Here is a 22488-nt window from a genome sequence, read left to right as displayed (position 1 = left end):
TTGGCTGCCAAGAAAAAACCTGCACCCAAGCGTGGCGCCAGCCGTTACCAAGCTCCTGCAAAGCAACCGATCCCGGGCTGGCTGTGGATGGCCATCGGCCTGACGGTCGGTGCGTTCATCGTGTTTCTGATGAAACTGGAGCCTGGCAAGGGCAGCGACACGGTCAAGCGCGAGAAAGTCGAGCAGGCGCAACAGCAGAAAGCGTCGAAGATCGCCGAGGCCAACAAGACCCCGCCGAGCCCGACGCAACCGGTGAAGCCGAAGTACGACTTCTACACCTTGCTGCCGGAATCGGAAGTGATCGTGCCGCCGGATGCCGTGCCGGAGAAAACCCTGCCGACGCCACAAGTGCCGACCACGCCGGTCACCCCGGCGGAAGCGGCGAAGATCGACACCGCGCGGGCGCAGGCTGCGCTGTCAGGTATTACCCCGCCGCCAGCGCCACCGGTGGCGAAAGCGGCGCCGGTGACCAAGTTCTTCCTCCAGGCCGGCTCGTTCCGCAAAGAGGCGGACGCGGACAAGGTGCGGGCGCAGATCATTCTGCTGGGCCAGGCTGTTTCGGTTGAGTCGGGCACGGTGAAGGATGAAACCTGGTACCGCGTATTGGTCGGCCCGTTCAGCAACCGCGAACAGCTGACGACTGCGCAAAAACAACTGGCCGGCAGCGGCTTCAGCAACCTGTTGTTACAACAACGCCAGAGCCGCTGATTGGCCTGTGGGCACCTCACTCTGAGGTTGCCCACAACCTTGTGGTGAGGGGATTTATCCCCGACCGGCTGCGCAGCAGTCGTAAATCCGGCATTCGCGGTGCGTCAGACCGCTGCAACCGCAGGTTTCAGGGCCGCTTCGCGCCCCATCGGGGATAAATCCCCTCGCCACAGTCATCAAACACCATTCGTCTCCCATTGCCCTCCCCGGTTGAAATCCTCTCCAGCACCCCCATATGAATGGGCATAAGGCATTTTCGCCCCGCTGCGTGGAGACTCTTCCCTTGACCACCATCGTTTCAGTCCGCCGCCACGGCAAAGTCGTCATGGGCGGCGACGGCCAGGTTTCTCTCGGCAACACCGTGATGAAAGGCAACGCGAAGAAAGTTCGTCGCCTGTACCACGGCCAGGTCATCGCCGGTTTCGCCGGTGCCACCGCCGACGCCTTCACCCTGTTCGAACGTTTCGAAGGCCAGCTCGAGAAACATCAGGGCCACCTGATCCGCGCCGCTGTCGAACTCGCCAAAGAATGGCGCACCGACCGCTCCCTGAGCCGCCTCGAAGCCATGCTCGCGGTCGCCAACAAGGACGCCTCGCTGATCATCACCGGCAACGGTGACGTGGTCGAACCCGAAGACGGCCTGATCGCCATGGGTTCCGGCGGCGCCTACGCGCAAGCCGCAGCCAGCGCGCTGTTGAAAAAGACCGACCTGTCGGCCCGTGAGATCGTCGAAACTGCCCTCGGTATCGCCGGCGACATCTGTGTATTCACCAACCACACCCAGACCATTGAGGAGCAGGATCTCGCTGAATAAGCCTGACGCGGCCAAAGTGCCACGGCTTGTTTCTGCTTGAGGACCGTCAATTACTATGTCCATGACTCCCCGCGAAATCGTCCACGAACTCAACCGCCATATCATCGGCCAGGACGATGCCAAGCGCGCCGTCGCGATTGCCCTGCGCAACCGCTGGCGCCGCATGCAGCTGCCTGAAGAGCTGCGCGTTGAAGTGACCCCGAAAAACATCCTGATGATCGGCCCGACCGGTGTCGGTAAAACCGAAATCGCCCGTCGCCTGGCGAAACTGGCCAATGCGCCGTTCATCAAGGTCGAAGCGACCAAATTCACCGAAGTCGGCTACGTTGGCCGTGACGTCGAATCGATCATCCGTGATCTGGCCGACGCCGCGATCAAGATGCTCCGCGAGCAGGAAATGACCCGCGTGCGTCACCGTGCCGAAGACGCTGCCGAGGACCGTATCCTCGACGCACTGCTGCCACCGGCGCGCATGGGCTTCAGCAATGAAGAAGCACCGAGCAGCGATTCCAACACCCGTCAGCTGTTCCGCAAGCGCCTGCGCGAAGGCCAGTTGGACGACAAGGAAATCGAGATCGAAGTCGCCGAAGTGGCCGGCATCGAAATCGCCACGCCGCCTGGTATGGAAGAAATGACCAGCCAGCTGCAGAACCTGTTCGCCAACATGGGCAAGGGCAAGAAGAAAGCGCGCAAGCTCAAGGTCAAAGAAGCGCTGAAACTGGTGCGCGACGAAGAGGCCGGGCGTCTGGTCAACGAAGAAGAGTTGAAGGCCAAGGCGCTGGAAGCGGTCGAGCAACACGGCATCGTGTTCATCGACGAAATCGACAAGGTCGCCAAGCGCGGCAATGTCGGCGGCGCCGACGTGTCCCGTGAAGGCGTACAGCGCGACCTGCTGCCGCTGATCGAAGGATGCACCGTCAATACCAAACTGGGCATGGTCAAGACCGACCACATCCTGTTCATCGCCTCTGGTGCGTTCCACCTGAGCAAGCCGAGCGATCTGGTGCCGGAGCTGCAGGGTCGTCTGCCGATCCGTGTCGAGCTCAAGGCGCTGAGCCCGGAAGACTTCGAGCGCATCCTCAGCGAGCCGCACGCATCGCTCACCGAGCAATATTGCGCGCTGCTGAAAACCGAAGGCCTGAACATCCAGTTCCAGCCTGAAGGCATCAAGCGTCTGGCGGAGATCGCCTGGCAGGTCAACGAGAAAACCGAGAACATCGGTGCCCGTCGTCTGCACACGCTGCTCGAGCGTCTGCTGGAAGAGGTATCGTTCAGCGCCGGCGACCTGGCCAGTGCGCATGATGACAAGCCGATCCTGATCGATGCTGCGTACGTCAACAGCCATCTGGGCGAATTGGCGCAGAACGAAGACCTGTCCCGTTATATCCTGTAAGCCATACTTACAGCGGTAGCGGACCCTGTGGGAGCGGGCTTGCTCGCGAAGAGGCCGTGCCAGTCGACACCAATGTTGGCTGACACACCGCATTCGCGAGCAAGCCCGCTCCCACATTTGAATCAGGGTCGCCCACACAACGGACGCCAGACCATGACCTCAATCCCCACCGACATCAAACTGCACAAAGCCTCGAAAACCCTGACGCTCAAATACGCGTCCGGCGAGGAATACACCCTGCCCGCCGAATTCCTGCGCGTGCATTCCCCTTCCGCCGAGGTCCAGGGCCACGGCAAACCGATCCTGCAATTCGGCAAGCTCAATGTCGGCCTCAGCGGCCTGGAACCGGCCGGTCAGTACGCACTGAAACTGACCTTCGACGACGGTCACGACAGCGGCCTGTTCACCTGGGATTATCTCTACGAGCTGGGGCGACGTCATGACGCACTCTGGGCCGATTATCTGGCCGAGCTCAAAGCGGCCGGGAAAACCCGCGATCCGGACCAGTCAATCGTCAAGCTGATGCTCTAGTCCGAGACTCTTGCTCTTTAGAGGGCATTTTCTAAATTCATCTGTTTGAATGCTCTGCTGTGTGGCCGAGGATCGGCCTGCTTGCGAAAAAAATTAAACTCGGGTAACCAATGGAGCTGGCAAGTTCCCTGCAGTGCTCTACGACTGTAAAGCAGCTATGCAGAATTAACGGTCACCCGAGCAGTAGTACCTGGCATTCGCTGTGGAACTGCACAGCAGAAACCGGGTACTCGTCTCAGGACAATGGAGCGTCGTAGATGAGTAACAAGAATAACGATGACCTGAAGTACCAAGCCTCGGAAAACACCCTGGGGCTTAATCCCGTCGTTGGGCTGCGCGGAAAGGATCTGCTGGCCTCTGCTCGAATGGTGCTGACCCAGGCCATCAAACAACCGATCCATAGCGTCAAGCACGTGACCCATTTCGGTCTTGAACTGAAGAACGTGCTGTTCGGCAAATCCGAACTGCAACCGGCCAGCGATGACCGTCGCTTCGCTGATCCGGCGTGGAGTCAGAACCCGCTCTACAAACGTTATCTGCAAACTTACCTGGCGTGGCGCAAGGAGCTCCATTCCTGGATCGACGACAGCAGCCTGTCACCCAAAGACATCGCGCGCGGCCACTTCGTGATCAACCTGATGACCGAAGCCATGGCCCCGACCAACACCGCCGCCAACCCGGCGGCGGTCAAACGCTTCTTCGAGACCGGCGGCAAAAGCCTGCTCGATGGCCTCTCGCATCTGGCCAAGGATCTGGTGCACAACGGCGGCATGCCGAGCCAGGTCAACATGGGCGCGTTCGAGGTCGGCAAGAGCCTCGGCGTGACCGAAGGCGCGGTGGTGTTTCGCAACGACGTGCTGGAGCTGATCCAGTACAAGCCGATCACCGAGCAAGTCCACGAGCGTCCACTGCTCGTGGTGCCGCCACAGATCAACAAGTTCTATGTTTTCGACCTGAGCCCGGACAAGAGTCTCGCGCGCTTCTGCCTGCGTAATAACGTGCAGACTTTCATCGTCAGCTGGCGCAACCCGACCAAGGCCCAGCGCGAGTGGGGCCTGTCGACCTACATCGATGCGCTGAAAGAAGCAGTCGACGTGGTCACCGCCATCACCGGCAGCAAAGATGTGAACATGCTCGGCGCCTGCTCCGGCGGTATCACCTGCACCGCGCTGCTCGGCCACTACGCCGCCCTCGGCGAGAACAAAGTCAACGCCCTGACCCTGCTGGTCAGCGTGCTCGACACCACCCTGGACAGCGACGTCGCCCTGTTCGTCGACGAGCAGACCCTCGAGACCGCCAAGCGTCACTCATATCAGGCCGGCGTGCTCGAAGGCAAAGACATGGCCAAGGTCTTCGCGTGGATGCGCCCCAACGACCTGATCTGGAACTACTGGGTCAACAACTACCTGCTCGGTAACGAGCCGCCGGTGTTCGACATCCTGTTCTGGAACAACGACACCACCCGGTTGCCGGCAGCGTTTCACGGCGACCTGATCGAGATGTTCAAAAACAACCCACTGATTCGCCCCAATGCACTGGAAGTGTGCGGCACGCCGATCGACCTCAAACAGGTTACCGCCGACATCTTCTCGCTGGCCGGCACCAACGACCACATCACCCCGTGGAAATCCTGCTACAAGTCGGCGCAGCTGTTTGGCGGCAAGGTCGAGTTCGTGCTGTCGAGCAGCGGGCACATCCAGAGCATCCTGAACCCGCCGGGCAACCCGAAATCGCGCTACATGACCAGCGAAGGCATGGCCGCCAATGCCGACGAATGGCAAGAGAACTCGACCAAGCACACCGATTCCTGGTGGCTGTACTGGCAGGCGTGGCAGGCCGAGCGCTCGGGTAATCTGAAAAAGGCACCACTGAAACTGGGCAACAAGGCGTATCCGGCAGGCGAGGCCTCGCCGGGCACCTACGTTCACGAGCGGTAACTGACACACCTCATTCCCCTGTGGGAGCGGGCATTGTGGCGAGGGGATTCATCCCCGATGGGTCGCGCAGCGGCCCCAAAACCTGCAATCGCGGCAACTATGATTCTCCGCGTTTGAGGGTGTGCGACTGCTTCGCAGTCGATCGGGGATAAATCCCCTCGCCACAATGCCCGTTCCCACAAGGGATTGAAGGTGATATTGAGATTGACCCACAGGGCCTGAAGCATGCCGCAACCGTTCATTTTCCGTACCGTCGATCTGGATGGGCAGACCCTCCGCACCGCGGTACGCCCCGGCAAGCCTCATTTGACGCCCTTGCTGATTTTCAACGGCATCGGCGCCAACCTGGAGCTGGTGTTTCCGTTTGTCGCGGCGCTGGACCCGGATCTGGAAGTGATCGCCTTCGACGTGCCCGGTGTCGGCGGCTCGTCGACGCCCAACCGGCCTTATCGCTTTCCCGGGCTGGCGAAGCTGACGGCGCGGATGCTCGACTACCTCGACTACGGTCAGGTCAACGTGATCGGCGTGTCCTGGGGCGGTGCGCTGGCGCAGCAATTCGCCCACGACTACCCCGAACGCTGCAAGAAACTGGTGCTGGCGGCGACTGCGGCCGGCGCCTTCATGGTGCCGGGCAAGCCGAAAGTGCTGTGGATGATGGCCAGCCCACGCCGTTACATTCAGCCATCGCACGTGATCCGCATTGCGCCGTTGATTTACGGCGGCTCGTTCCGCCGCGACCCGACGCTGGCCGCCAGCCATGCGGCGAAAGTGCGTTCGGCGGGCAAGCTCGGTTACTACTGGCAGCTGTTCGCCGGCCTCGGCTGGACCAGCATTCACTGGCTGCACAAGATCCATCAGCCGACCCTGGTGCTGGCCGGCGACGACGATCCACTGATCCCGCTGATCAACATGCGCATGCTCGCCTGGCGGATTCCCAACGCCCAACTGCACATCATCGACGACGGTCATCTGTTCCTGATCACCCGCGCCGAAGCCGTGGCGCCGATCATCATGAAATTCCTTGAGGAGGAGCGGCAGCGCGCCGTGATGCACCCGCATCCGACCCCGCTGGGCGGATAAATCACGGCGGCAGGCTTTATGCAGGGTTTTGAACAAAGTGCGCGGCAGGACGCCGCGCAGGCAGCAACCCGTAACAGCGACTATGGTGTTCTGGTTCGGTGAGTTTGTTTTTGACCTGAAGACGAAGGAGTGTTGAGTCATGCGCGACAAACCTGCGACGGGCGTAGTGCCCAGTCCCGCCGTGTTCATCAATGCACAAAGTGCAATGACCGGCCTGCGTGGGCGGGACTTGCTCTCGACCTTGCGCAGCGTCGCCGCCCACGGTCTGCGCAACCCGCTCCACAGTGCGAAACACGCGCTGAAACTCGGCGGCCAGCTCGGTCGCGTGCTGCTCGGTGAAACCCTGCACCCGACCAACCCGCAGGACGCGCGGTTCGCCGACCCGGCGTGGAGCCTCAATCCGTTCTACCGGCGCAGCCTGCAGGCGTATCTGGCCTGGCAGAAACAGGTCAAGAGCTGGATCGATGAAAGCAGCATGAGCGAGGACGATCGCGCTCGCGCGCACTTCGCGTTCACCTTGCTCAACGATGCCGTCGCGCCCTCCAACACCTTGCTCAATCCGCTGGCGGTCAAGGAGCTGTTCAATTCCGGCGGCCAGAGTCTGGTGCGCGGCCTGAGCCATCTGTTTGATGATCTGCTGCACAACGATGGCCTGCCGCGCCAGGTCACCAAACAGGCGTTCGAGGTCGGCAAGACCGTCGCCACCACCACCGGTGCCGTGGTGTTTCGCAACGAGATGCTCGAGCTGATCCAGTACAAGCCGATGAGCGAAAAACAGTACGCCAAGCCGCTGCTGGTGGTGCCGCCGCAAATCAACAAGTACTACATTTTCGACCTCAGCCCGCAGAACAGCTTCGTCCAGTACGCGCTGAAAAACGGTCTGCAGACCTTCATGATCAGCTGGCGCAACCCGGACGTGCGCCACCGTGAATGGGGCCTGTCGACCTACGTCGAAGCGGTGGAGGAAGCGATGAACATCTGCCGGGCGATCACCGGCGCGCGCGAGGTCAACCTGATGGGCGCCTGCGCCGGCGGCCTGACCATCGCTGCGCTACAGGGGCATCTGCAGGCCAAACGGCAACTGCGGAGGATCTCCAGTGCGACCTATCTGGTCAGCCTGCTCGACAGCGAGATCGAAACCCCGACCACCCTGTTCGCCGACGAACAGACCATCGAAGCGGCCAAACGCCGCTCCTACCAGCGAGGCGTGCTCGACGGTCGCGACATGGCCAAGGTGTTTGCCTGGATGCGGCCCAACGATTTGATCTGGAGCTACTTCGTCAATAACTACCTGCTCGGCAAAGAGCCACCGGCCTTCGACATTCTCTACTGGAACAACGATAACACTCGCCTGCCCGCCGCGTTCCACGGCGACCTGCTGGACTTCTTCAAACACAACCCGCTGACCCACCCGGGTGGCCTGGAAGTCTGCGGTACGCCGATCGATCTGCAGAAAGTCACCGTCGACAGCTTCAGCGTGGCCGGCATGAACGACCACATCACGCCGTGGGACGCGGTGTACCGCTCGACCCTGCTGCTCGGTGGCGAGCGGCGTTTCGTACTGTCCAACAGTGGGCACGTGCAGAGCATCCTCAACCCGCCGAGCAACCCGAAAGCCAATTACGTCGAGAACGGCAAGCTGAGCAGCGATCCGCGCGCCTGGTACTACGACGCCAAGCGCGTCGACGGCAGTTGGTGGCCGCAGTGGCTGGAGTGGATACAGCAGCGCTCCGGCACGCAGCACGAAACCACGTTTACCCTCGGCAACCCGAATTATCCACCGATGGAGGCAGCACCCGGCACCTACGTGCATGTGCGCTGACGCTTAACCGAACTTTTCTAAGAAGACTGGATGAAAACCCGCGACCGGATTCTCGAATGTGCCCTGCAACTGTTCAACGAAAAGGGTGAGCCCAACGTCTCCACCATGGAAGTTGCCAACGAAATGGGGATCAGCCCCGGCAATCTCTACTACCACTTTCACGGCAAGGAGCCGTTGATTCTCGGCCTGTTCGAACGCTTCCAGAACGAACTGGCGCCGCTGCTCGATCCGCCATCGGATGCCGAGCTGGCGCCGGAGGATTACTGGCTGTTTCTGCACCTGATCGTCGAGCGCCTGGCGCAGTACCGGTTTCTGTTCCAGGACCTGTCGAACCTCGCCGGGCGCCTGCCGAAACTGGCCAAGGGCATCCGCAACCTGCTCAACGCGCTCAAGCGTACGCTGGCGTCCTTGCTGGCGCGGTTGAAGGCTTCGGGGCAACTGGTCAGTGATACCCAGGCGTTGGGGCAACTGGTGGAGCAGATCACCCTGACCCTGCTGTTCTCGCTGGACTATCAGCGGATTCTCGATCGTGAAGGCGAGGTCAAACTGGTGGTGTACCAGATCATGATGCTGGTGGCGCCGCATCTGCTGCCGCCGGTGAAAGTGGCGACGGAGCGGATGGCCCTGCAATACCTCGAAGATCACGAATGAAATCAAGAGCCCCTCACCCTAACCCTCTCCCAGAGGGAGAGGGGACTGACCTTATTGTCTTACGCAATACGGCGACCTGAAAAATCCAGTCGATTATGGATTCAATACGACACTTTCAGGTCGGTGTAAGGCTGAAGCATCCCCGAATCGGCCCCCTCTCCCTCGGGGAGAGGGCTGGGGTGAGGGTAAGCTTTTAAAAGGCACAAACAAAAACGCCCGACCTTCACAGGCCGGGCGTTTTGTTTTGCCCTGAAAAATCAGGACTGACTGGTTGGCGTCGACGGGGTCGATGCAGCAGTCGGGGTGGCTACCGGAGTCGGTGCAGCGGCGGAGTTCGACGCGCTGGCCGGGGTTGCCGGGGTGGCTGGCTTGGCTGCTGCGGGTGCAGCTGGCTTCGGCGCAGCGGCCTTCGGCGCGGCCGGTTTTTTCACTGCCGGTTTTTTCGCCGCAGCCGGTTTGGCCGCAGGTTTGGCAGCCGGTTTCGCGGCAGCGGTTTTCGCTGCTGGCTTGGCGGCTGGTTTGGCCGCGGACTTGGCCGCAGGTTTCGCAGCGGCTTTGGCAGCAACCGGTTTCGCGGCAGCCTTGGCGGCTGGTTTGGCAGCGGCCGTTTTAGCAGCAGGCTTGGCGGCAGCGGTTTTTGCCGCTGGCTTGGCCGCAGCTTTGGCAGCTGGTTTCGCAGCCGCTTTAGCCAGTGGCTTGGCGGCGGTTTTGGCTGCCGGTTTGGCCGCTGCGGTTTTCGCCGCGACCGGTTGGGTTTTCAGACCGGTGAGTTTCTCGATCTGCTTGGTCAAGGTCTCGACCTTGCTGTGCAGCGCTTTGACTTCATTGCGGCTAGGCACACCCAGGCGCGAAATCGCGCTGTTCAGGCGCTTGTCGAAAGCCCCTTCCAGCTCGTCCCACTTGCCCAGTGCGCGATCTTTCACGCCGCTGATGCGCGATTTGGCCGAAGAAGCGGAATCCTTGGCGGCATCGACTTTCTTGCCGACTGCCGACTTGGTGAGCTTCTCGGCTTTCTCGCCGTCTTTGACCAGTGACTCGAAGAGCTTGCTGCCGTCAGTGTCGATCTTCGAGTACACGCCTAAACCAGCCAGCCAGATTTTGCGGGAGTAGTCTTCGACTTTCCCAATCCACGAGCTGCCTTCTTTATCGGTGTTCTTTTTACCAGCCATCCCGTTCTCCTTAAGATTTACGCGCGACGCGTTCGAGCAATGCCGTCAGCTCATCGAGCTTAGCAGAGAGTGTCTCAACGTCATGTTTAGACGGAATGCCGATACGATTCAAGGCGCTTGCTACACGGGAGTCGAACGCCTTCTCGACCTTGTCGAGCTGAACTTCGACGCGACCTTTGAACGAGCTGACTTCATCCTTGGCTTCATCGATCTCGGCATTGGCGGCTTCGAGTTTTTCGGTGACGACTCTTTTGCCTTTCTTTTCAACAGTTTGACCAGCCTTGATCAGCTCTTGAAAGTAGTCGCTGCCCTCTTGGCCGACCTTGGTGTAGGCACCCAGGCCTGCCAGCCAGATCTTGCGGGCATAGGATTTGACGTCGCTCAGAGCAGAAGTCGAAGCGTCGATTTTTTTCTTCAGAATGACTTTGGCCATGGTGCACCTCACGCGCAGAAGGTTTGAGGAACTGCCCGCAAAAGTGTCGGGCTCAGGCACAAAGTAGGGAGAAAAATTAGAAACGGCACCCTAACAACTGACATAAACAGCAGGAGCGCCACAGAACAAATGTAGGAGTGAGCCTGCTCGCGATAGCGGTCTGTCAATCAACATTCCAGTGACTGACAGACCGCTATCGCGAGCAGGCTCACTCCTACAGGGGATCGTGTTTCAGACCAGCGCTTTGTCCAGCGCCTTCTCGATCTCGGCTTTGATCATGCCGCTCATGGCCGACATCATGATGCCCAGTTCCACGTCGACGCGGATCGAGTCGTCGGCCACATGCACCGCGCCTTTCACGCCCGAGCGCTTGAGGTTCAGGGTGTCGCCCGACCACTGCGGCTCCAGGCCATATTGATCGGAGAGTTTCTGCGCCAGCTTGTCGGCCTTCTCGCGGGCGGCTTCCTTGCCCAGGCTGTGGGCACGCTCAACACTGATTTTGGCCATCGAATGACTCCTGCTTGATGAATAGGTGACGGTAAATCTTGACCGCGTCTGCGGCAAATCGTCCCGAAGGTCGCCCATCTTACCTTTAGCCATTCCAAGACAAAGCATGGCTTGGGGATTAGAATGTCGCGCATTCTCTTTTGGTGACAGCGATATGACTGATCAGCGCAAAGGCAGCGATGCCGAACCCACCACTCACTTCGGCTTCAAAAACGTTCCGGAAAGCCAGAAAGCGGAAAAAGTCGCTGAGGTGTTCCACTCCGTAGCCGCGAAGTACGACCTGATGAACGACCTTCTGTCGGGCGGCATGCACCGTCTGTGGAAGCGTTTCGCGATCGAACTGTCCGGTGTGCGTGCAGGCAACCGCGTGCTCGACATCGCCGGAGGTACCGGTGATCTGACCAAAAAATTCTCGCACCTGGTTGGCCCGACCGGTCAGGTGGTATTGGCCGACATCAATGAATCGATGCTCAAGGTCGGCCGTGACCGTCTGCTGGATCTGGGTGTGTCGGGCAACGTCGAATTCGTTCAGGCGGACGCGGAAAAACTGCCGTTCCCGGACAACCATTTCGACTGCGTGACCATCGCCTTCGGCCTGCGCAACGTGACGCACAAAGAAGACGCCCTGCGCTCGATGCTGCGCGTGCTCAAGCCCGGCGGCCGCCTGCTGGTGCTGGAGTTCTCCAAGCCGACCAACGCGCTGATGTCGAAAGCCTACGACGCCTACTCGTTCGCCTTCATGCCACTGATGGGCAAGCTGATCACCAACGACTCGGAAAGCTATCGCTACCTGGCCGAATCGATCCGCATGCACCCGAATCAGGAAACCCTGAAGTCGATGATGGTCGACGCCGGTTTCGACCGCGTGACCTATCACAACATGACCGCAGGCATCGTCGCCCTGCACCGCGGCATCAAGCCCTGATGTTGCTCACCGGGCTGCTCGCCAGCGTCGAACTCGGTCTGAACCGGGTGCTGCGTCTCGACAGCACGGCGCTGCCGCGGCTGGCGCATCTGACTGGCAAAGTGATTGCCGTCGATTGCCGCAGCCCGGCGCTGCAACTGTTCATCCTGCCCAGCGATGAGGGCCTGATGCTCGCCTCGCACTGGGAAACCGGTGTCGACTGCACGCTGCGCGCCCCGGCATCGAGCCTGGTGAAACTGGCCGTGAGCAAAGACAAGACCGCGGTGCTGCATGCCCCGGAAGTCGAGCTCGACGGTGACAGCGGCGTGCTGCTGGAACTGGCCGGCGTGCTGCAGGACCTCGAGCTGGACTGGGAGTACGAACTCTCGCGCTGGCTCGGCCCGGTCGCCACGCAACTGATTGGCGGTCACCTGCGCAGCCGCGCACGCTGGTATCAACAAGGATTTGCCAGCCTCAACCAGAACCTCGCCGAATACCTCGCCGAAGAATCGCGCACCCTCGTCGGGCAGCGCGAAGCCGAAGCGCGATTCAGCGAACTGGACCGGATCAAACTTGATCTGGAACGTCTCGAGGCGCGTTTCGAGCGCCTTTCCCGATCCCTCGACCCAAGCGATAACGCATGAAGCTGCTTGCCGTCCGCCGTCTGTTGCGCATCCAGCGCGTCGTGATCCGCTACCGCCTCGATGACCTGCTGTTCGAGCTGCCGCTGCCCTGGTTTCTCCTGGCGCTGCGTTACGTGCTGCCGTGGCGCTGGTTGCCGCGCAAGCCGCTGGAGCTGAGCCGTGGTGCGCGTCTGCGCCTGGCGCTGCAGGATCTGGGGCCGATTTTCATCAAGTTCGGGCAGATTCTTTCGACCCGCCGCGACCTGCTGCCGGAAGACATCGCCGATGAGTTGATGCTGCTGCAGGACCGCGTGCCGCCGTTCGATTCGCAGCTGTCGATCAAGCTGATCGAAGAACAGCTAGGCAAGAAGATCAGCGAAGTGTTCAGCCGTTTCGACGTCGAGCCGCTGGCCTCGGCCTCGGTGGCGCAGGTGCACGCCGCGCAACTGAAGACCGGCGAAGAAGTGGTGGTCAAGGTGATCCGCCCGGGCCTGAAACCGGTGATCGCCCAGGACCTGGCGTGGCTGTTCATCCTCGCCCGCGCCGCCGAAAAGGTCTCCGCCGACGCCCGCCTGCTGCACCCGGTGGACGTGGTGCAGGACTACGAAAAAACCATCTACGACGAACTCGACCTGCTGCGCGAGGCGGCCAACGCCAGCCAGTTGAAGCGCAACTTCGAAGGCTCGCCGCTGCTTTACGTGCCGCAAGTCTATTGGGACTGGTGCCGGCCGAAAGTGCTGGTGATGGAGCGCATCTACGGGATTCAGGTGACGGATCTGGCGACCCTCGCCGACCAGCGCACCGACATGAAAATGCTCGCCGAGCGCGGCGTGGAGATCTTCTTCACCCAAGTGTTCCGCGACAGTTTCTTCCACGCCGACATGCACCCGGGCAACATCTTCGTCAGCACCGTCAACCCGTGGAGCCCGCAGTACATCGCGATCGACTGCGGCATCGTCGGCAGCCTGACCCCGGAAGACCAGGACTACCTGGCACGCAACCTGTTCGCTTTCTTCAAGCGCGATTACCGCCGTGTGGCGCAGTTGCATATCGATTCGGGCTGGGTGCCGGCGGAAACCAAACTCAACGAATTCGAAGCGGCGATCCGCACCGTATGCGAACCGATCTTCGAAAAACCGTTAAAAGATATTTCATTTGGCCAGGTGCTGATGCGCCTGTTCCAGACCGCACGGCGCTTCAACATGGAAGTCCAGCCTCAACTGGTTCTGCTGCAGAAGACTCTGTTGAACATCGAGGGCCTCGGTCGTCAGCTGTACCCGGATCTGGATCTGTGGAACACCGCGCAGCCGTTCCTTGAGCGCTGGATGCGCGAGCGCGTCAGCCCGAAAGCCTTGCTCGGCAACGTGCAGAGCCAGTTCGAACAGCTGCCGCACCTGGCCAACATGGCTCGCGATCTGCTCGAACGCATGTCGCAACCGCACGCCTACGACCCGCCGCCACCGTGGCACAAACGCAAGGACGACTGGTTCCTGCGCCTGCTCGGTTGCGCGCATCTGGCCGGCGGCACGATCCTCGCCGCGGGTGGCCCGCTGCACGAACTGGGGCATTGGCCGGCGGGCATCATGGTGGCAGTCGGCTTGTATCTGGTCGTTCGCCGATAGCCAGTTCGCTGATCGGCTGGCACACTGTTTGAACGCCTGAACCCGACTATTGAAGTGCGGGTTCGCTGTCGGAGTCGAAGATGAAAAACTGGCTGGACGAGATCAAGTGGGACGCCGATGGCCTGGTGCCGGCGATTGCCCAGGATCACAAGACCGGACGCGTGCTGATGATGGCCTGGATGAACCGCGAAGCGCTGGAACTGACCGCTGCGGAAAACCGTGCAATCTACTGGTCACGTTCCCGTGGCAAGCTGTGGCGCAAGGGCGAAGAGTCCGGCCATGTACAGACCCTGCATGAAATGCGTCTGGACTGTGACGCCGACGTGATCATCCTGATGGTCGAACAGATCGGCGACATCGCTTGCCATACCGGCCGTCAAAGCTGCTTTTACCGCGTCTTCGAAAACGGCGACTGGAAAACGGTCGACCCTGTCTTGAAAGACCCGCACGCAATCTATTCCGCAGGACACAAACATGAGTGACACCCTGACCCGCCTCGCTCAGGTACTTGAAGAGCGCAAAGGCGCAGCGGCCGACAGCTCATATGTAGCTAGTCTGTATCACAAGGGCCTGAACAAGATTCTGGAGAAAGTCGGCGAAGAGTCGGTCGAAACCATTATTGCCGCCAAGGACGCCGCCATCAGCGGTGACTGCAGCGATGTGATCTACGAGACTGCCGACCTGTGGTTCCACAGCATGGTCATGCTCGCCCAGTTGGGGCAGCATCCGCAGGCCGTGCTGGATGAACTGGATCGTCGCTTCGGTCTGTCCGGACACGTCGAGAAAGCCTCGCGTCCGTCCGCCTGAACAATTTTTAGAGAGGAACAGCAACATGGGCATTTTTGACTGGAAACACTGGATCGTCATTCTGGTAGTCGTGGTGCTGGTGTTCGGCACCAAGAAACTGAAAAACCTCGGCACCGACGTCGGCGAGTCAATCAAGGGCTTCCGTAAAGCCATGAACGATGACGAAAAGCCGGCCGCCGATCCGACCGTGACGCCTGCGCAGCCAGTACCACCGGTGCAGCCGCAAGCCACCGCTCAGGCCAACCCGCCGCACACCATCGACGTGCAGGCGCAGAAAGTCGAAGAGCCGATCCGCAAAGACGTGTGAGCACTGACTAATGTTTGGTATCAGCTTCTCTGAACTGCTGCTCGTCGGCCTCGTCGCCCTGCTGGTGCTGGGCCCCGAGCGTCTGCCGGGCGCTGCGCGCACCGCTGGCCTGTGGGTCGGCCGGCTGAAGCGCAGCTTCAACGCGATCAAACAGGAAGTTGAACGTGAAATCGGTGCCGACGAGATCCGTCGGCAACTGCACAACGAGCACATCCTGTCGCTGGAGCAGGAGGCGCGGAAGATTTTCACGCCGGTTCAGCAGGAGCCGAACCCGGTTGAGCATGTCGGCGAGCAGACGATTCATGCGCCAGCCGCGCCTGCTGCACCTGCACCTGCACCTGCCGTAGCGACAACCGAACCTGTGCCCGTCGCGGCGCCAACGCCGGTTGAACACGTAGCCCCAACCGCCGCGCCGACTACACCAGCGCCTCACGACCCTACATTGCCGCCGCGAGCCCCATGAGCGATCTCCCCGAAAACGACCAGCACATGCCGCTGGTATCGCACCTCACCGAGTTGCGCACCCGCCTGCTGCGTTGTGTGGCGGCGGTGTTCATCATCTTCGCCGGGTTGTTCGCCTTCACCCAGCAGATCTACACCTTCGTCTCGACGCCGCTGCGCCAGTACCTGCCGGTCGGCGCGACGATGATCGCCACGGATGTGTCGTCGCCGTTCCTGACGCCGCTGAAGCTGACGATGATGGTCTCGCTGTTCCTCGCGATTCCGGTGATCCTGCATCAGATCTGGGGTTTCATCGCGCCGGGCCTGTACAAGCATGAGAAGCGCATCGCCGTGCCGCTGCTGGTGTCCAGCATCCTGCTGTTCTACACCGGCATGGCGTTCGCCTATTACTTCGTGTTCCCGCTGATCTTCAAGTTCTTCGCCGCCGCCACCCCGGCCGGCGTGGAAATGATGACCGACATCACCAGTTACCTCGACTTCGTGATGACGCTGTTCTTCGCCTTTGGCGTCGCGTTCGAAATTCCGGTGGCCGTGGTGCTGCTGGTGTGGATCGGCGTGGTCGACGTCAAATACCTGAAGAAGATCCGCCCGTACGTGATCATCGGCTGCTTCGTGGTCGGCATGATCCTCACCCCGCCGGACATCTTCTCGCAGACCCTGCTGGCGGTACCGATGTGGATGCTGTTTGAAATCGGCATTCTGTTCGGCGGCCTGATCAGCAAGCGCGAACGCCCGGACGAAACACCGGCCGACGATCACAACGACCAGCCGCCAGCGACCCAGGCATGAACCTGCTGTTGCTCGAAGAGGCCGACTTCATCGCGGCCGACCGCGTCGTGCTGCGTGACCGGCGCCTGACCCACATGCAGGAAGTGCACCGCTCGGAAGTCGGTGACAGCCTGCGCGTGGGACGGATCAATGGCTTGATGGGCTCGGCTGAGCTGCTGCGCCTTGAGGCCGGTGAAGCCGAGTTGCGTGTCACCCTCGATCAATCACCACCGGCCAAGCTGCCATTGACGCTGGTATTGGCCCTGCCCCGCCCGAAAATGCTGCGACGGGTGTTCCAGACCGTGGCGACCATGGGCGTGTCGAAGGTGATTCTGGTCAACAGCTACCGGGTCGAGAAGAGTTTCTGGCAGACGCCGTTTCTCGAGCCGGAAGCGATTCGCGAGAACCTGATTCTCGGCCTCGAACAGGCCCGCGATACCGTGCTGCCGGAAGTCATCATCGAGAAGCGCTTCAAACCGTTCGTCGAAGATCGTCTGCCAGCGATCAGCGAAGGCACCCTCGGCCTGGTCGGCCATCCCGGCAATTACCCGCCGTGCCCACGTGCGTTGAGCGAACCGGTGACCCTGGCGATCGGCCCCGAAGGTGGCTGGATTCCCTACGAAATCGACCTGCTGGGCAAATCCGGCCTGCAACCGGTGCAACTGGGCGAACGCATCCTGCGCGTCGAAACCGCCGTCACCGCCCTGCTCGCCCGCCTGTTCTAAAAGTACTGTGGCGAGGGAGCTTGCTCCCGCTTGGGCGCGAAGCGGCCATTGCTCTTTCTTCAGATTAAAATGTGTTTGCCAGTTTTGCGACGGCTGCGCCGCCGGGCGGGAGCAAGCTCCCTCGCCACAATGTCGCTGCGCCCCGGGCAAATCAGGTTACAGATTGCCATCATCCAGCCGATACAGTCCCCATAAGTCCAATTAGCAAGTGGTCCGAGGGGAGTCGTCGCATGTACCGTTGGTTAGCCGAGAATCTTGGGAACGTCAGCGTCAAACGCAAACTGGGCATCGGTTTCGGCCTGGTGCTGTTGCTCACCCTGCTGATTACCTTTACCGGCTGGACCGGCATGGGCGGCATTATCAGCCGTGGCGACAAGCTCGGTTTCATCTCCAGCCTCAATGAACTGACCAAGGACCTGCGCCTGGCGCGTCTGGACTATGAAGCGCGTCGTGGCGAACAAGGCCCGGGCGCGGTCAACGAGTTGCTGGCCAAACTCGCCAGCGGCTTGCAAACCGCGCGCGACCTGATCGAGCAGCCCTCAGATGCGGCCATGGTCGATCAGCAACTGGCCGCTGTCGCCGAGTACAAACGTGCCTTCGCCGACATGACACAGGCCACCGTGCAGCGTGAGGACGCGCGCAGCAAGCTCGGCGCCAGTGCCGACAATGCCGTGGCCAAAGTCTCGGAAGTCGAGAAATCCATGCTGCAAGGTGACAGCGTCGCGCAATTCAACAGCGTGATCGAACTGAGCAAACTGTTGCAGCAAGCGCGCTATCAGGTGCGCGGCTACACCTACAGCGGCAAGGCCGAGGCGGAGCAGCCCGCGCTGGACGCCATCGACAATGCACTGAAAAACCTCGACAGCCTGCCGGCGAAACTGCCCGAACAGCACATCGCCAACCTGCAACAGGCCACCGACTCGATCAAGGCTTATCGCGCGGCGGTCGCTCAGTTCCGCGACTCGCAGGTGAACAATGCCAAGGCCGGGGCAACCATGACGGCGCAGGGCGACATCCTCCTCGACCTCAGCAAGAAGCTCACCGAATCACAAACCGTGGTGCGCGATACCGATGCCGCGCACGCCAAGAACATGCTGATCATCGCCACCCTGCTGGCCGTGGCCTTCGGTTTGCTGGCCGCGTGGGCGATCACCCGGCAGATCATCATTCCACTGAATCAGACCCTGAAGGTCGCCGAGCGCGTGGCTGCCGGCGACTTGACCCACAACCTGGTGTCACAGCGTCGCGACGAACTCGGCCAGTTGCAGCGCTCGATGCAGAGCATGACCCAAGGCCTGCGCGAGTTGATCGGTGGCATCAGCGACGGCGTCACGCAGATTGCCAGCGCCGCCGAGGAACTGTCGGCGGTCACCGAGCAGACCAGCGCCGGGGTCAACAATCAGAAAGTCGAGACCGATCAGGTCGCCACCGCCATGAACGAAATGGCCGCCACTGTGCAGGAAGTCGCGCGCAACGCCGAGGAAGCTTCCGAAGCCGCTGTGGCCGCCGACCAGCAGGCCCGCGAAGGCGACAAAGTGGTGGGTGAAGCCATCGCGCAGATCGAGCGTCTGGCCGTCGAAGTCGGCCACTCCACCGAAGCCATGGGCGAACTCAAGCGCGAGAGCGACAAGATCGGCAGCGTGCTCGACGTGATCAAGTCGGTGGCCCAGCAAACCAACCTGCTGGCGCTCAACGCCGCGATCGAAGCAGCGCGTGCCGGTGAGGCCGGGCGTGGTTTTGCGGTGGTTGCCGATGAAGTGCGCAGCCTCGCCCAGCGCACGCAGAAGTCCACCGAAGAGATCGAAGAGCTGATCGTCGGCCTGCAGAACGGCACCCAGCAAGTGGCGACGATCATGGACAACAGCCGCAGCCTGACCGACAGCAGCGTCGAACTGACCCGCCGCGCCGGTGGCTCACTGGAAAGCATCACCCGCACCGTCTCGGCGATTCAGGCGATGAACCAGCAGATTGCAGCGGCAGCCGAGCAGCAGAGTGCCGTGGCCGAGGAGATCAACCGTAGCGTGCTGAATGTGCGGGATGTGTCGGATCAGACGTCGGCGGCGAGTGAAGAGACCGCGGCGTCGAGTGTTGAGCTGGCGCGGTTGGGGACGCATCTGCAGATGCTGGTGGGGCGGTTCAAGGTTTGAGGTGACCCGAAAACCTCGGTTCGCTCTGAACCGAGGTGATGCTTTCGCGAGCAGGCTCGCTCCCACATTGGACCGCGTCCGCCTGGACAACTCGGTCAACTGTGGGAGCGAGCCTGCTCGCGAAGGCGTCCTGAGAGACGCTGAAATTACAAGACCTGACGCAGAAAGGCCTGTGCCCGCGGATCCTTCGGCGCATCAAAAAACTCCGCTGGGGAGGCATCTTCCAGCAGTTTGCCGTGATCGAAGAACAGCACCCGATCCGCCACTTCCCGGGCGAAACCCATTTCGTGGGTGACGCAGACCATGGTCATGCCTTCCACGGCCAGGTTCTTCATCACATCCAGCACTTCGCCGACCATTTCCGGGTCGAGGGCCGAAGTCGGTTCGTCGAACAGCATCACTTTCGGGTCCATCGCCAGCGCCCGGGCAATCGCCACGCGCTGTTGCTGGCCGCCGGACAGGCGTGATGGATATTCCCGAGCCTTCTGCGCAATACCGACCTTTTCCAGCAACGCCAAGGCCTTGGCCTCACTTTCCTTCTGCCCACGCTTGCGCACGACTTTCTGCGCCAGACAGAGGTTTTCCAGCACGGTCATGTGCGGGAACAGGTTGAAATGCTGAAAGACCATGCCGACTTCGCGGCGGTAAGCGTTGACGTCGGTTTTCGGGTCGGCCAGTTGCAGGCCGTCGATGCTCACCGAGCCCGAGTCGAACTCTTCCAGGCCGTTGAGGCAGCGCAGGAAGGTCGATTTGCCCGAGCCCGACGGGCCGATCACCACCAGCACTTCGCCCTTGGCCACCGTAGTAGTGACGTTATCCACAGCCCGGACTACCTGACCACGGGTGTCGAAAACTTTTACCAGATCGCGGACTTCAATCACTTTGCGCGAGCCTCCGCTCAAGACGGCTGGCGATTTTCGACAGCGGCAGGTTAATCAACAGATACAGGCCGGCAACGCAGAACAGAATCTCGAACGGCGAGAACGAGGTGGTGATGACTTCACGGCCGCTTTTCAGCAGCTCGGTGATGGCGATCACCGACACCAGCGAGGTGTCCTTGACCAGACTGATGAACTGCCCGGCCAGCGGCGGCAGTACGCGTTTGAATGCTTGCGGCAGTACCACGTGGCGCATCGACTGGCCCGCGCTCAGACCGAGCGAACGCGCCGCTTCGTTCTGGCCACGGGCAATCGACTGCACCCCGGAACGGATAATCTCGGCCACGTAGGCGCCGGTAAACAGCGACAGCGCGGCGATCCCGGCGAACTCCCGGGACAGGTTCATCACCGTGCCGATGAAGAAGTAGAAAATGAAGATCTGCACCAGCAGCGGCGTGCCGCGCACCAGTTCGACGTAGATGCTCGACAGGTCGCGCAGGGTCGGGTTGCTCGACAGGCGGCACAACCCGGTGACGAGACCGATCAGCAGACCGAGCACACCCGACACCACCGACAGCCACAGCGTGGTCCAAAGGCCCCACAGCAGCGGCCCTGCCGCCCAGTGCCGGGTCACGCCCACGACGTCGCCTTCGGCCACATCGTCGCCCTGAGCGAATTGCAGGCTGTTCTCGTCGACAGTCAGGTGCTGCTCGTCACCGGCATCGTTGCGCAGAGTGACCTGCGCGCTGCCGCCCTTGCGCACCAGCTCGGTGACGGTGGAGATGTCGGTGGCACGCTGGGATTCTTCGGCCTGATAGGCGAAGTACTGCGGCACGCGGTTCCAGCGCCATTCGTAGGACATCAGCGACGTGGCGTAATACAACGCACCCGCCAGGCCGACCAGCACCAGCACGGTCAGGACGTGCCAGGGCCATTGGGCTTTTTTCTGTTTCATTGCAGGTTCCGGATTTTTGTTGCTATGGAGGGCCTCTTCGTGAGCAGGCTCGCTCCCACAGGGGAATGCATTCCAATGTGGGAGCGAGCCTGCTCGCGAATGGGGCGACTCGGTCTGACTGACCCAGTGTTATTCCATGTCCTTGAGCCACTCGGTGCTCTTGAACCACTTGTCATGGATGCGATCGTAGGTGCCGTCTTCGTGGATCTGGTGCAGGAAGTTGTTGATGAAGTTGATGCTGTCGTAATCACCCTTCTTCAGACCGAAGGCCAGCGGCTCGTAGGTGAACGGCTTGTCGAGGAACACCAGTTTGCCGGCGCCGACCTTGTTCACCGCGACCACGTTGTACGGCGCGTCGTAGATGAAGGCGTCGGCCTTGCCGTTGACCACGTCGAGCACGGCTTCCTGCTCGTTGTCGTAGCCGTGGTACTTGGCCTTGGCGATCAGCTTCTTGGCAACCATTTCACCGGTGGTGCCGAGCTTGGAGGTGATGCGATAGTCGGCGGTGTTCAGGTCTTTATAGGACTTGATGGTGCCTTCCAGTTCCTTGCGAATCAGCAGGGTCTGGCCGACCACGATGAACGGTTCGCTGAAGTTCAGGCGCAGGTTGCGCTCCTGAGTCAGGGTCATGCCGCTGCCGATCATGTCGAACTTGTCGGTCATAAGGGCCGGAATGATCCCGTCGTAACCGGTGGACACCAGCTCCAGCTTGACGCCCATGGCCTTGGACATGGCTTTGAGGATGTCGACTTCGAAGCCGATGATCTCGCCGCGCTTGTTGGTCATTTCGAACGGCATGTAGGTCGGATCCATACCGACTTTCAACGTGCCGCGCTTGACCGCGTCATCGATTGCACCGGCGTGCGCCGCATTGACTGCAACCAGTGCCGTGACGCCGACCAGCAGCATCGACAGATACTTCTTCATCTTCAAGTCCCCAAAACCATTGCAATTGCGGCGCGAAAACCGACTGAAATGGACAAGATCGTCCGGGCGCGCCAATTCGGGGACGGATGCTAACGCACTCGATTTTTTGCACAAGGTTTTATGGACGATTTGTTTAACAATCAAGGGCCACCCCTCACCCCAGCCCTCTCCCCAGAGGGGAGAGGGGGAAAGGGAGCCGATAGGGGAAATATTCGAAAGCTAAGTTCGACTCGATTTCTCAGGTCGATGCAACTCGAATATCCAATCCGGTCAGTCCCCTCTCCCTCCGGGAGAGGGTTAGGCGGGCGGCGTTCCGAT

General features: G+C 60.9%; 24 protein-coding genes and 1 pseudogene. 19 read left to right on the top strand and 6 right to left on the bottom strand.

The annotated features are described in order from the left end of the window. The 8 genes from AC3WMV_RS04710 (at position 1) to AC3WMV_RS04675 (ending at position 8936) form a co-directional block, all read left to right on the top strand. Positions 1 to 708, top strand: coding sequence for an SPOR domain-containing protein (locus AC3WMV_RS04710; RefSeq protein ID WP_041074932.1), 708 nt, complete (start codon positions 1 to 3; stop codon positions 706 to 708). A gap of 283 nt (positions 709 to 991) precedes the next feature. After that, entirely contained in the window at positions 992 to 1522 is a 531-nt protein-coding gene (gene hslV / locus AC3WMV_RS04705; protein ID WP_007968352.1) for an ATP-dependent protease subunit HslV, read from the top strand. 55 nt (positions 1523 to 1577) lie between these two features. Then, positions 1578 to 2915, top strand: a complete 1338-nt coding sequence (hslU, locus tag AC3WMV_RS04700) for an ATP-dependent protease ATPase subunit HslU (RefSeq protein WP_007968354.1) — start codon at positions 1578 to 1580, stop codon at positions 2913 to 2915. A gap of 153 nt (positions 2916 to 3068) precedes the next feature. Beyond that, positions 3069 to 3446, top strand: coding sequence for a gamma-butyrobetaine hydroxylase family protein (locus tag AC3WMV_RS04695; protein WP_103368729.1), 378 nt, complete (start codon positions 3069 to 3071; stop codon positions 3444 to 3446). A gap of 257 nt (positions 3447 to 3703) precedes the next feature. Continuing rightward, entirely contained in the window at positions 3704 to 5383 is a 1680-nt protein-coding gene (phaC, locus tag AC3WMV_RS04690) for a class II poly(R)-hydroxyalkanoic acid synthase (protein WP_103368730.1), read from the top strand. A gap of 225 nt (positions 5384 to 5608) precedes the next feature. Then, on the top strand, positions 5609 to 6463 hold the full coding sequence (phaZ, locus tag AC3WMV_RS04685) for a poly(3-hydroxyalkanoate) depolymerase (protein WP_027611303.1): 855 nt from the start codon (positions 5609 to 5611) through the stop codon (positions 6461 to 6463). 139 nt (positions 6464 to 6602) lie between these two features. After that, positions 6603 to 8285 carry a class II poly(R)-hydroxyalkanoic acid synthase gene (phaC, locus tag AC3WMV_RS04680; protein ID WP_103368731.1) on the top strand — a complete coding sequence of 561 codons (1683 nt, stop codon included), beginning with the start codon at positions 6603 to 6605 and terminating at the stop codon, positions 8283 to 8285. Positions 8286 to 8315: 30 nt separating this feature from the next. Next, positions 8316 to 8936: a TetR/AcrR family transcriptional regulator gene (locus AC3WMV_RS04675; RefSeq protein ID WP_027611301.1), complete on the top strand. Its 621-nt coding sequence runs from the start codon at positions 8316 to 8318 to the stop codon at positions 8934 to 8936. Positions 8937 to 9193: 257 nt separating this feature from the next. Here AC3WMV_RS04675 and AC3WMV_RS04670 read toward each other — a convergent pair whose 3' ends face one another. The 3 genes from AC3WMV_RS04670 to AC3WMV_RS04660 all read right to left on the bottom strand — a co-directional run bounded on the left by AC3WMV_RS04670 (position 9194) and on the right by AC3WMV_RS04660 (position 11045). Next, positions 9194 to 10105 (bottom strand): phasin family protein, encoded by a 912-nt coding sequence (locus tag AC3WMV_RS04670; protein ID WP_096794687.1) that lies wholly within the window; start codon positions 10103 to 10105, stop codon positions 9194 to 9196. A gap of 10 nt (positions 10106 to 10115) precedes the next feature. Next, positions 10116 to 10538 (bottom strand): phasin family protein, encoded by a 423-nt coding sequence (locus AC3WMV_RS04665; protein WP_027611299.1) that lies wholly within the window; start codon positions 10536 to 10538, stop codon positions 10116 to 10118. A gap of 231 nt (positions 10539 to 10769) precedes the next feature. Further along, positions 10770 to 11045, bottom strand: a complete 276-nt coding sequence (locus AC3WMV_RS04660; RefSeq protein ID WP_003220859.1) for a polyhydroxyalkanoic acid system family protein — start codon at positions 11043 to 11045, stop codon at positions 10770 to 10772. A gap of 154 nt (positions 11046 to 11199) precedes the next feature. Here AC3WMV_RS04660 and ubiE point away from each other — a divergent pair, with 154 nt between their 5' ends. From ubiE to AC3WMV_RS04605, 11 genes and pseudogenes are all read left to right on the top strand, one after another. Further along, positions 11200 to 11970: a bifunctional demethylmenaquinone methyltransferase/2-methoxy-6-polyprenyl-1,4-benzoquinol methylase UbiE gene (gene ubiE, locus AC3WMV_RS04655; RefSeq protein ID WP_007961779.1), complete on the top strand. Its 771-nt coding sequence runs from the start codon at positions 11200 to 11202 to the stop codon at positions 11968 to 11970. Beyond that, positions 11970 to 12593 (top strand): ubiquinone biosynthesis accessory factor UbiJ, encoded by a 624-nt coding sequence (locus AC3WMV_RS04650; protein WP_003220855.1) that lies wholly within the window; start codon positions 11970 to 11972, stop codon positions 12591 to 12593. Before ubiE ends, AC3WMV_RS04650 begins: the two co-directional genes overlap by 1 nt. Beyond that, the gene (gene ubiB / locus AC3WMV_RS04645; protein WP_027611297.1) at positions 12590 to 14194 is read left to right on the top strand and encodes a ubiquinone biosynthesis regulatory protein kinase UbiB; all 1605 of its coding nucleotides are present in this window, start codon (positions 12590 to 12592) and stop codon (positions 14192 to 14194) included. Before AC3WMV_RS04650 ends, ubiB begins: the two co-directional genes overlap by 4 nt. A gap of 80 nt (positions 14195 to 14274) precedes the next feature. Continuing rightward, complete coding sequence (hisI, locus tag AC3WMV_RS04640) at positions 14275 to 14676, top strand: phosphoribosyl-AMP cyclohydrolase (protein ID WP_007909357.1); 402 nt, start codon at positions 14275 to 14277, stop codon at positions 14674 to 14676. Further along, a complete protein-coding gene (locus AC3WMV_RS04635) occupies positions 14669 to 15001 on the top strand; it encodes a phosphoribosyl-ATP diphosphatase (protein ID WP_003220849.1) in 333 nt (110 codons plus the stop codon). The genes hisI and AC3WMV_RS04635 overlap by 8 nt, the downstream gene beginning before the upstream one ends. Positions 15002 to 15026: 25 nt before the next feature. Then, entirely contained in the window at positions 15027 to 15308 is a 282-nt protein-coding gene (locus AC3WMV_RS04630) for a twin-arginine translocase TatA/TatE family subunit (RefSeq protein ID WP_003220847.1), read from the top strand. A gap of 10 nt (positions 15309 to 15318) precedes the next feature. Continuing rightward, positions 15319 to 15771: a Sec-independent protein translocase protein TatB gene (gene tatB / locus AC3WMV_RS04625; protein WP_103369831.1), complete on the top strand. Its 453-nt coding sequence runs from the start codon at positions 15319 to 15321 to the stop codon at positions 15769 to 15771. After that, positions 15768 to 16559, top strand: coding sequence for a twin-arginine translocase subunit TatC (tatC, locus tag AC3WMV_RS04620; RefSeq protein WP_027611295.1), 792 nt, complete (start codon positions 15768 to 15770; stop codon positions 16557 to 16559). The genes tatB and tatC overlap by 4 nt, the downstream gene beginning before the upstream one ends. Next, a complete protein-coding gene (locus AC3WMV_RS04615) occupies positions 16556 to 17263 on the top strand; it encodes a 16S rRNA (uracil(1498)-N(3))-methyltransferase (protein WP_027611294.1) in 708 nt (235 codons plus the stop codon). The genes tatC and AC3WMV_RS04615 overlap by 4 nt, the downstream gene beginning before the upstream one ends. A 230-nt stretch (positions 17264 to 17493) precedes the next feature. Then, a pseudogene (locus AC3WMV_RS04610) lies at positions 17494 to 18555 on the top strand (methyl-accepting chemotaxis protein); the annotation flags it as partial. After that, positions 18538 to 19410, top strand: a complete 873-nt coding sequence (locus AC3WMV_RS04605; RefSeq protein ID WP_371915146.1) for a methyl-accepting chemotaxis protein — start codon at positions 18538 to 18540, stop codon at positions 19408 to 19410. The pseudogene AC3WMV_RS04610 and the gene AC3WMV_RS04605, both read left to right, overlap by 18 nt. A gap of 146 nt (positions 19411 to 19556) precedes the next feature. On the opposite strand, the gene AC3WMV_RS04600 is transcribed toward AC3WMV_RS04605, so the two are convergent. The 3 genes from AC3WMV_RS04600 to AC3WMV_RS04590 all read right to left on the bottom strand — a co-directional run bounded on the left by AC3WMV_RS04600 (position 19557) and on the right by AC3WMV_RS04590 (position 22170). Next, positions 19557 to 20291, bottom strand: a complete 735-nt coding sequence (locus AC3WMV_RS04600; RefSeq protein WP_095137988.1) for an amino acid ABC transporter ATP-binding protein — start codon at positions 20289 to 20291, stop codon at positions 19557 to 19559. Beyond that, the gene (locus tag AC3WMV_RS04595; RefSeq protein WP_027611292.1) at positions 20284 to 21243 is read right to left on the bottom strand and encodes an amino acid ABC transporter permease; all 960 of its coding nucleotides are present in this window, start codon (positions 21241 to 21243) and stop codon (positions 20284 to 20286) included. Before AC3WMV_RS04595 ends, AC3WMV_RS04600 begins: the two co-directional genes overlap by 8 nt. Before the next feature lie 129 nt (positions 21244 to 21372). Continuing rightward, on the bottom strand, positions 21373 to 22170 hold the full coding sequence (locus AC3WMV_RS04590; protein ID WP_003220833.1) for a transporter substrate-binding domain-containing protein: 798 nt from the start codon (positions 22168 to 22170) through the stop codon (positions 21373 to 21375). Between the last annotated feature and the right edge of the window lie 318 nt (positions 22171 to 22488).

The organism is Pseudomonas sp. FW305-3-2-15-E-TSA4 (genome assembly GCF_058787295.1).
This window is presented reverse-complemented; position numbering and strand designations above follow the sequence as displayed.